At 47.1% G+C, this 1105-nt stretch carries 9 tRNA genes and 1 rRNA gene; all 10 read right to left on the reverse strand.

Going from position 1 to position 1105, the window contains the following annotated elements:
• Position 1: 1 nt before the first annotated feature.
• Positions 2–75 (reverse strand) — tRNA-Arg (locus I4U58_RS13850).
• Between the two features lie 15 nt (positions 76–90).
• Positions 91–174, reverse strand: a tRNA-Leu gene (locus I4U58_RS13855).
• 11 nt (positions 175–185) lie between these two features.
• Positions 186–270, reverse strand: a tRNA-Tyr gene (locus tag I4U58_RS13860).
• A 5-nt stretch (positions 271–275) separates the two neighbouring features.
• Positions 276–350: transfer RNA gene (locus tag I4U58_RS13865), tRNA-Thr, on the reverse strand.
• 19 nt (positions 351–369) lie between these two features.
• A tRNA-Asp gene (locus I4U58_RS13870) sits at positions 370–446 on the reverse strand.
• Positions 447–457: 11 nt separating this feature from the next.
• Positions 458–533: transfer RNA gene (locus I4U58_RS13875), tRNA-Val, on the reverse strand.
• A gap of 7 nt (positions 534–540) precedes the next feature.
• Positions 541–614, reverse strand: a tRNA-Gly gene (locus I4U58_RS13880).
• Between the two features lie 7 nt (positions 615–621).
• A tRNA-Glu gene (locus I4U58_RS13885) sits at positions 622–696 on the reverse strand.
• A gap of 21 nt (positions 697–717) precedes the next feature.
• Positions 718–792: transfer RNA gene (locus I4U58_RS13890), tRNA-Asn, on the reverse strand.
• A gap of 5 nt (positions 793–797) precedes the next feature.
• Positions 798–914 (reverse strand): 5S ribosomal RNA (gene rrf, locus I4U58_RS13895).
• Positions 915–1105: the final 191 nt, after the last annotated feature.

Consider the following 1105-nt stretch of genomic DNA (forward strand, 5'->3'; position numbering starts at 1 on the left):
GTGAGCGCACAGGGATTCGAACCCCGGACACACGCCTTAGAAGGGCGTTGCTCTATCCAGCTGAGCTATGCACCCACTTAAATAAAATAATGGTGCGGATGAAGGGAGTCGAACCCCCACGCCAAAGGCGCTAGATCCTAAGTCTAGTGCGTCTGCCAATTCCGCCACATCCGCATATTATTTTCTGGTGGAGGATGGTGGATTCGAACCACCGAAAGCGATGCTAACAGATTTACAGTCTGCCCCCTTTGGCCACTCGGGAAATCCTCCGTAATTGGAGCTGGTGATAGGAGTCGAACCTACAACCTGCTGATTACAAGTCAGCTGCTCTGCCATTGAGCCACACCAGCATATTAAATTATATAAATTTGGCGACCTGGAAGGGACTCGAACCCTCGACCTCCAGCGTGACAGGCTGGCATTCTAACCAGCTGAACTACCAGGCCGCAGATTTTAATGGTGGGACCAACAGGGCTCGAACCTGTGACCCCCTGCTTGTAAGGCAGGTGCTCTCCCAGCTGAGCTATGGTCCCATTTATTTGGAGCGGGTGAAGGGGATCGAACCCTCACAGCTGGCTTGGAAGGCCAGAACTCTACCATTGAGCTACACCCGCAGGATATTGGTGACTCATAGGGGAATCGAACCCCTGTTACCGCCGTGAAAGGGCGGTGTCTTGACCGCTTGACCAATGAGCCATATTTTCAAAGAATTTGTCTTGGCTCCAAGGGAGGGACTCGAACCCTCAGCCTATCGGTTAACAGCCGAGTGCTCCACCATTGAGCTACCTTGGAACATTACGTGGCTACGTCTTACTCTCCCAGGCGGTTGCCCACCAAGTACCATCAGCGCTAAAGAGCTTAACTTCTGTGTTCGGAATGGGAACAGGTGTATCCTCTTCGCTATAATAACCACATCATTTTTCAGACAAGTATTATATTAACATTTTTAATTTTATTTGTCAACACTTTTTTTCAAATAAAATTTTATTTTTTAATACTTTCAAAACTGAAAACATTTAATGAATGATATTCATTTGGTCAAGTCCTCGATCTATTAGTATCAGTAAGCTAAATATATTACTACACTTACACCTCTGACCTATCA

It is taken from the genome of Clostridium sp. 1001270J_160509_D11 (assembly GCF_015667935.1).
Lineage (GTDB): Bacteria > Bacillota > Clostridia > Peptostreptococcales > Peptostreptococcaceae > Intestinibacter.